The organism is Streptococcus sp. C150, assembly GCF_000187445.1.
GTDB classification, from domain to species: Bacteria; Bacillota; Bacilli; order Lactobacillales; family Streptococcaceae; genus Streptococcus; species Streptococcus raffinosi.
In genome coordinates this window covers 652,078-658,989 of the sequence record NZ_GL698449.1, presented here as the reverse complement: position 1 = coordinate 658,989, position 6,912 = coordinate 652,078, and the positions used below count along the sequence as shown (strand labels likewise).

Annotated in this window: 7 protein-coding genes and 1 pseudogene; 1 reads left to right on the top strand and 7 read right to left on the bottom strand. The window is 38.4% G+C overall.

The window, feature by feature from the left end; genetic code table 11:
• The 6 genes and pseudogenes from HMPREF0848_RS10610 to HMPREF0848_RS03125 form a co-directional block, all read right to left on the bottom strand.
• A pseudogene (locus HMPREF0848_RS10610) lies at nt 1–177 on the bottom strand (ISL3 family transposase); the annotation flags it as partial.
• Nucleotides 178–325: 148 nt separating this feature from the next.
• Nucleotides 326–1,177 carry a patatin-like phospholipase family protein gene (locus tag HMPREF0848_RS03145; protein ID WP_008534572.1) on the bottom strand — a complete coding sequence of 284 codons (852 nt, stop codon included), beginning with the start codon at nt 1,175–1,177 and terminating at the stop codon, nt 326–328.
• Nucleotides 1,174–1,794, bottom strand: a complete 621-nt coding sequence (locus HMPREF0848_RS03140) for an SGNH/GDSL hydrolase family protein (protein WP_037608855.1) — start codon at nt 1,792–1,794, stop codon at nt 1,174–1,176. Before HMPREF0848_RS03140 ends, HMPREF0848_RS03145 begins: the two co-directional genes overlap by 4 nt.
• Nucleotides 1,795–2,113: 319 nt before the next feature.
• A complete protein-coding gene (locus HMPREF0848_RS03135; protein WP_008534570.1) occupies nt 2,114–3,250 on the bottom strand; it encodes an AI-2E family transporter in 1,137 nt (378 codons plus the stop codon).
• Nucleotides 3,251–3,328: 78 nt separating this feature from the next.
• Complete coding sequence (locus HMPREF0848_RS03130) at nt 3,329–3,925, bottom strand: histidine phosphatase family protein (protein ID WP_037608853.1); 597 nt, start codon at nt 3,923–3,925, stop codon at nt 3,329–3,331.
• Complete coding sequence (locus HMPREF0848_RS03125) at nt 3,922–4,530, bottom strand: histidine phosphatase family protein (protein WP_008534568.1); 609 nt, start codon at nt 4,528–4,530, stop codon at nt 3,922–3,924. The genes HMPREF0848_RS03130 and HMPREF0848_RS03125 overlap by 4 nt, the downstream gene beginning before the upstream one ends.
• A gap of 273 nt (nt 4,531–4,803) precedes the next feature.
• Between HMPREF0848_RS03125 and HMPREF0848_RS03120 the strand changes: the two genes are divergently transcribed.
• A complete protein-coding gene (locus tag HMPREF0848_RS03120) occupies nt 4,804–5,823 on the top strand; it encodes a phosphodiester glycosidase family protein (RefSeq protein ID WP_198003202.1) in 1,020 nt (339 codons plus the stop codon).
• Between the two features lie 34 nt (nt 5,824–5,857).
• Here the strand turns inward: HMPREF0848_RS03120 and HMPREF0848_RS03115 are convergent, their stop codons facing one another.
• Complete coding sequence (locus tag HMPREF0848_RS03115; protein ID WP_008534564.1) at nt 5,858–6,910, bottom strand: hypothetical protein; 1,053 nt, start codon at nt 6,908–6,910, stop codon at nt 5,858–5,860.
• Nucleotides 6,911–6,912: the final 2 nt, after the last annotated feature.

Sequence of the window (6,912 nt, the reverse complement as noted above, 5' to 3'; positions counted from 1 at the left end):
AGAAGGTTTTTGAAAGTCATATTTGATCATCTTTCCTTGGCAGTGAGGGCATGGTGGTGCAGGGTAATCGAGTGTTGCTTGAACCTCGATGTAGGTATCTTTTTCAAAAACAAGAGAAATAATGATGTTTGGGTCTTTAATTCCGATTAATTCTGTGGTATTCTTAATAAGTCTCATAAGTTCTTCCTAATGATGGTTTGGTTGCTTTTCATTATAGTTCTTATGGGACTTTTTGTCTGCATTCAAAAAGCTCTATAATCTCTATGGTGGTTTTACCCACTACAGAAATTATAGAGCCAAAAAAACGTGCGCAATGGCACGTTTTTTACTTGTCTTGAAGAAATGTTTTGAGATCATCAATATTGGTTCGCATTTGTTTCAGCCCTTCTTGATAGATGGCTTCAAACTTTTCTGGATCTTTTTCTAAACGCCCGACTTTAAGGGCACGTTCTGGACGGATGGCATACAGTTTTCCAGATTTTTCCAAAGCCTCAATTTTCTCAATGCTCTTATTATAGTGAAGATGGCGGTTTGAAGCCACATTCACAAATTCCGGGTATTTTCGATAAAAAATCTTGTAGAGTCTCTTGCTGGTTTTTGAAGGCTGTTTACGATAGCCCTTAGGACGAGTCAGAATGACAATAAGCTTATCAAAGCCTAAGTTTTCCATAAAACCTACAGGGAGACTGTCAGAGAGGCCACCATCCATATAACGCTTACCCTTGTAGTCTACAATCTCAGAAACCAAGGGGAGGGCGGAACTGGCACGAAGAGCTTCCATTTGTTCAAAGACATGGTCAATCTTGATATAGTCTGGCTTACCTGTCTCAATATCTGTAGTAACCACATAAAAAGGAACCCCTGACTCAGCAAAAGCCTCCTGATCAAAAACATCTAGTTCCATTGGCACCTTATAGTAGGAAAATTCCTTATTAACAAAGTTACCAGTTGTTAACCAGGACCAGAAACTCATGTAACGCCGGTCTCCCATAAAACGCTTGTTATAGCGCAATGCCCTCTTAGGTTGATTGGACAAGTAATTGACACCAAAAAGCGCCCCTGCAGACACTGAAACTACCCCATCAACCTTGATACCAGCCTCTAAAAAGGCATCTAAAACACCAGCTGTATACAGGCCACGCATGCCTCCTCCTTCCAGGACTAAACCTACCCTCATTCTAAAATCTCCTTTATGATTGGTTCTGCTATGGCTTGATAGCCTAATGGGGTTAAATGAAGACCATCAGTTGTATATTTCTCATCTAACTGACTTTGATCATCCACTAGATAGTCAAAAAGGTCCACATAGGTCACACCAGGAAGAACAGCAAGTTCTTGATTGAGCTCAGAAACCGTTGTATTATTCCTTACTTTTACCTTTGAGCGATGCTCTGACCTTTCACTGACTGGAAAGACACTCAGCAAATAAATCTCTGTTGAAAGTGATTCTTGACGAACTGCCATAACCATATTCGAAATACGATTGACGATATCTCGAATAGGATAGCCTCGTCCAATGTCGTTAATACCAATCAAGATGACTAATTTATCAGGCTCTAAATCTAAAACCTGCTCTTTAAGATGCTCTAAGAGCCAAACGGAATCTGTTCCTGCAATTCCACGATTAATCAAAGGGAGGTCTCTTCCCAAATATTTTTTCAAGGAAAAAAATTCTGTAATCGAGTCTCCAGTAAACACTATTTGACCCTTGCCAAGTTTTTGATTGTCACTCACAAATTTAGCTAACCGTTCTTCTTGATAAGTCAAAAGCTCAGGTCTTGTTGATTCTATCATATCTCACACCTTATCCTTAACACATTTATAAATTCTTAATTTCTGCACGTAAGTAATACTTCCACTATTTCTTCGGAAAGATAGGAAAATCTTGATAGTTTTATTCTAGCATTTTTTTGAAAATTGTGTGAATCAGATAAGAAAATCCATTATATGTAAATAGTATCTAAATACTAGATATTCTATTAATAAGACCAAAAACCAATTATATCAATGTAGTATCATAATACTTTATAATATAGACGATCCAACACAACTATCCTTGTTGCTGACGATGTTTAGTCAAGCGTACCAAAAAACAGACCGTAGTCTGTTTCACTTAATATTTAGTTTCAAGCGACTTAGCTGTCTTGTCCTGTTCACGTTTAACCACATTGTCCTTAACAATCTGATAAAGGGTCGCAGCTACTGGCACAGAAACCAGCATACCTAGGATGCCACCTAAGGCTGATCCGATGGTGATGGCGAAGATAACCCATATACCAGGCAGACCAGTAGAACCACCAACAACATAGGGATAGATGAGATTTCCCTCGAACTGTTGCAATATAACCACATAAGCAATAAACAAAAGTGCCAAAGTCACTGAATGGGTCATAATCAAAATGGTACCAATCGTCACACCAATGTAGGCTCCCACAACTGGAATCATAGCTGAGAATCCAATCAAGATAGAGATAGTCGCAGCATATGGGAAATCAAAGATACGCATCCCAATATAACATAAAGTCCCCAAAATACATGCCTCAAGAGACTGATAAACAAAGAAATTACGGAAACGATTATTGAGAATCCCAACGACATAATGGAACGTCTTACCAAAACGACCTAAATAAACCTCTACCAAGCGATTGACCTGATTACCAAGTTTTTCTTTGCCAGCCAAGACATAGCAAGAAAAGACGATACTGATAAAGAGGTTAATCAAGGTTGACGGTAAACTCGTTAATGACGTTAAGAAGCTTGTCAAACCATTCATAATCTGTTGAAGTAATTGTGCACTGTAAGTATTAATCAGCTCTCTAACCTGAGTCACACCACCAAAATCTTGAATAACTTTTTGCAAAGACTTATTTTTTAGCAACCAATTAATCAAGTTATTAATAGCCGATCTATCTTGACTAATCAGTGTATTGATACTATCGATCAAATCTGGAAGAACGGTAAAGACTACCCAGGTAAAGACTAAACCAATGGTCGCAAAGGCTAAAAGCAAAGAAACGGGGCGTTTGATTTTATGAGTAAAAGTAAAAGGAACAAGCTTGACTAGCCATTTTTCATAAAAAGACATCAAGATATTGACCACAAAAGCTATTCCTGCTCCTACCAAGAAGGGCTGGCTGGCAACAAAAATCGTGTTACAAATTGAAACAACTGTTTCCCAGTAAGTGTATATCAAAAAACAACTGAAAAAAAGGACAGCCAACCAAATAAATTGATTCTTTGTAAACTTCATAGATACTCCAAAATTTAAGATACCCTTTCATTATACACTAAGAAAGGGCATCTTACTATCTTTGACATGAGAAAGCTTCTAGAAATTCGAAAACTCTTGATCAGCTATTGGATCGATGAGTTTGATAAAGTGAAAGTCAGTCCCATCATAATCGAAAACTAAGATGGCACAATTACCTGGACAAGACTGAAACGCACGCTCTGGCTCCACAGCATGTAAAAAAGTCATCAAAGCCCCAGCATGACTAACAGCCAAGATGGATTGATCGGGATGTTTATCAACTATTTCCCTAGCACTTTTCAACACACGAGCAACAAATTGGTCCTGACTTTCCCCACCAAACTGAGCATAATGGTCACCAAAATTCCCTACAATAGTTGTCTTGGGGTGAAGATATTCAGGTTGACCCTCAAAAATACCAAAATTCATTTCCTTAAGGCCCTTTACCCTATGATAGTTAGTCTGTCCTGTCGCCAACTCCAAAGTATCAGATGCCCGCTCCGTTGTCGTGCAATAATACTGGTCAAAGGTTATATGATGTTTTTGAAAATAAACCCTAACCTGACGTGCCTGGTCTCTCCCCTTTTCGGTCAAAGGGGAATCGCACCAACCTTGGATACGATTGAGTGTGTTAAAAAGTGTTTGCCCATGTCGCATCAAATAAAACCGTGTCATTCTTCGCCTCCGAAAATATACTCTTCCTCTACCGGATTATAAATCGAAACCAATGCAAATTGACCTTGATCATAAGTAAAATGTAAGATACAACAATTTTTTAGACCACGTAATTCTGGAGTCGGATCTAAAACACGTCTACAAAACTGTAAAATAGATGGACCATGACTAACCAGTAAGGACTTAGAATCTTCAGCCACACTCTCCATGATGGCTCTAACCGTCAACTCCATACGATCCCGAACCTGAGTAGTGCTCTCACCACCAAATTGAAGAAAGTAATCTCCAAACCCCTGACCATCTGGTAAAGGTTTCGGAAGCAGATACTCTGGCTGCCCCTCAAAGGCTCCAAAATCCTGTCCTTTAAGCCCTTTAAGCCTTTCATAGTCTGTTCGGCCAGTTACAATTTCTAGAGTATCACTAGCTCTCTCAGATGTTGAAGAAAAGAGATGGTCAAAAATTGGTTCTTGCTTAGCTAGATACTGGCCTGCCTTCTTAGCCTGTTCGATTCCAACTTCCGTCAAAGGAGCATCACAGACCCCTTGAAGCCTATGCTGAACGTTAAAACGTGTTTGCCCATGTCTCATCAAATAAAATTCTTTCATATTATCACCTCTAAAGCAGAAATCGGATTCATAAACTGAAGAAGCCTTGTGTATCTTTAGGTATACTATTAAACACTAGCATGGCATCTAATAAAAGACACTCCTTCAGAAAATGGCAAAGCCATGGTAGTGATTACACCCATGACTGATTCACCTCTATTATAGTCCTTTTAGAAAACGCTTTCCAGTATTATTGCAGAAAAATATTCTTATTTTTTCAAATTTAGAAAGAATTAGATTGTTTTGTTAGCCTGGATTGTTTATAATAATAGTATGAAATTGAAAAATATTTTAAGAATAGTGCTTATTCTTCTAATCTTAACAGGTGTCGTGGCTGGACTACTCTATGTCACTATTTACTTTAATCAACGGGATATAAAAAAGCTCTCCATGCCGTCTAATAAGGATGGATTGAGCTTCACCATCAAAAATAAGGAACTACTAGATCAATCAATCCTTCTAGAGACTGGTAGTATTAAAAATGTAGACATGCAAATCCTTTCTTTTAAAAAAGACGGAAAATACGTCCTCCAAAAAGGAAGAACTGAAGATAATAACCCTAAACTCACAGAGCAAAGTATTAAGTACGAAGCTAAACGTCGTGAAGCCATTGCTCTGATTAACTCAGGATTTTGGTCTTATGAAGGTCTAGATCGTCCTTTCGCTCAAAAAGAAATCGAACTTGGCAAAACTGGCCTTCTTTATGGCGATGATCAAAACAATATCAGTGCAGGAACCTACCCAAATATAGATACAGCCAAAATGTTCACACATATGGGAAGCAACGGTTGGGATACCGGCGCCTTTGGTATACTCATTAAAGATAAAAAGGTTGACAAGTCATGGGAGAAAGGTGATCCTGACCAACCTAATGCACGCTCTATTTATGTAGAGACCTATGATGGCATTATCCGTATTATTCAAACCTACGGCCACAAGTCTATCAATAAAGGATTAAATCACGAAGACGTTTATCACCTTTTGAAAGATTTAGGTTACTCAAATATTCGCCTTGCCTTCCTACTCGACGGAGGTGGTACAACTCGTATGTATACGCGATCTGATAATGGTAAAGAAAAGGTTGCTGGTGCCTTTGTTGATGACAGAACCTATATTGAGTACCTCTATCTCGCCAAGCGTGATAGCAACGCCACTGATCCAAATATCTGGCGAGATCCAGAGCTTGTAAAAGCTGGAAAATCTAAGTCAATCACATATGACGACTATATCAAAGCTATCTACTCAAATGGGAAAGTTCCAGGAACCCAGTACCAGTTTGAGGTTTCTAAATAATACAATAACTCCTCACAAAATGAGGAGTTTTATTTTACTTTAAATTGTTAAGCGCAGTAATTAGGTAGTGACCGTCACGAATCTCCTGACCGACACGCTTGGAATTTTTAATTAAGGTTTGGTAATCGTCTTCTGAGAGATTTTCAATGGTAGCCTTCAAATCATAAAGAGAGTCTACTGCAATACCGCAGCCCTGCTCAAGTACAAAATGTGACAAGGCCGACTGTTTCCACACCACAAGTGGGAAGCCTGATGCCAAGTATAGCGAAGCTTTGTGAGAATTATTGTAACGTAAGTATTCACCAAAGACACCACTACAGGTCTCAGCACTTTTTCCATCCCAGACAAGACCAAAACCACCCTTTAGGGCTGCAGGAAGCTCATCAGGTAGGAAAGAACCAAAGTAGGTCTCGTTTTCAAGCGCTCTACTCTCATCAAAACCTACACCATAAAGGTTATAAGCAGGTTCTTTTGGAAGTGAGTAAAGATAGCCAGCTTTTTCTTGTTCCAAGTTACCAGCCACAATAATTGGCTGATTTTTAGTGAGACCTATCTTTTCTTGGAAATTTGGAATCAAATAGTCAAAAATACCAAGACTGACAATCTTATCTTCCGCCACTCCTTTATCCACCAAAACCGACTTCATAATAGGATTATGGGCAATAATGCCAGTTACACTATGAAATGTATCACTTTCCGTTAATTTCATCCGCAACTTCATTCTGAAGGGGAGAGTCTTGTCATTTACAAAACGCAAGGTCTCTAAATCATGAATCAGCAGATAGATGTTAACACCTTTATTTTTAAGAGATTTTAGTAGACTGTTAATGAACAAAGAATGATGTAACAAGGGAAATTGTATCACAATATCATCATTTTTCTTTAAGCGTTTAAAGGCTCTCAAAAGTGCTCTATATTTGTGAATCTGAGCATTAAGAACATTCATTTTATACCAGTCATCAACTATAACTTTTAAGGGGGCATAACCTAGGTCATTTAAAATCACTTCAACGTCATTACGTGCTTTATTTCCCGCATTTTTAGCATTATTGTCGTGTAAAAATTCTTCTTTTAAATAGTATTTCATCT

What these genes read in the sequence shown, in the direction of transcription:
- HMPREF0848_RS03145 (WP_008534572.1), bottom strand. Translation starts at nt 1,177, where the DNA reads ATGAGGGTAGGTTTAGTCCTGGAAGGAGGAGGCATGCGTGGCCTGTAT.
- HMPREF0848_RS03115 (WP_008534564.1), bottom strand. Translation starts at nt 6,910, where the DNA reads ATGAAATACTATTTAAAAGAAGAATTTTTACACGACAATAATGCTAAA.
- HMPREF0848_RS03140 (WP_037608855.1), bottom strand. Translation starts at nt 1,794, where the DNA reads ATGATAGAATCAACAAGACCTGAGCTTTTGACTTATCAAGAAGAACGG.
- HMPREF0848_RS03125 (WP_008534568.1), bottom strand. Translation starts at nt 4,530, where the DNA reads ATGAAAGAATTTTATTTGATGAGACATGGGCAAACACGTTTTAACGTT.
- HMPREF0848_RS03120 (WP_198003202.1), top strand. Translation starts at nt 4,804, where the DNA reads ATGAAATTGAAAAATATTTTAAGAATAGTGCTTATTCTTCTAATCTTA.
- HMPREF0848_RS03130 (WP_037608853.1), bottom strand. Translation starts at nt 3,925, where the DNA reads ATGACACGGTTTTATTTGATGCGACATGGGCAAACACTTTTTAACACA.
- HMPREF0848_RS03135 (WP_008534570.1), bottom strand. Translation starts at nt 3,250, where the DNA reads ATGAAGTTTACAAAGAATCAATTTATTTGGTTGGCTGTCCTTTTTTTC.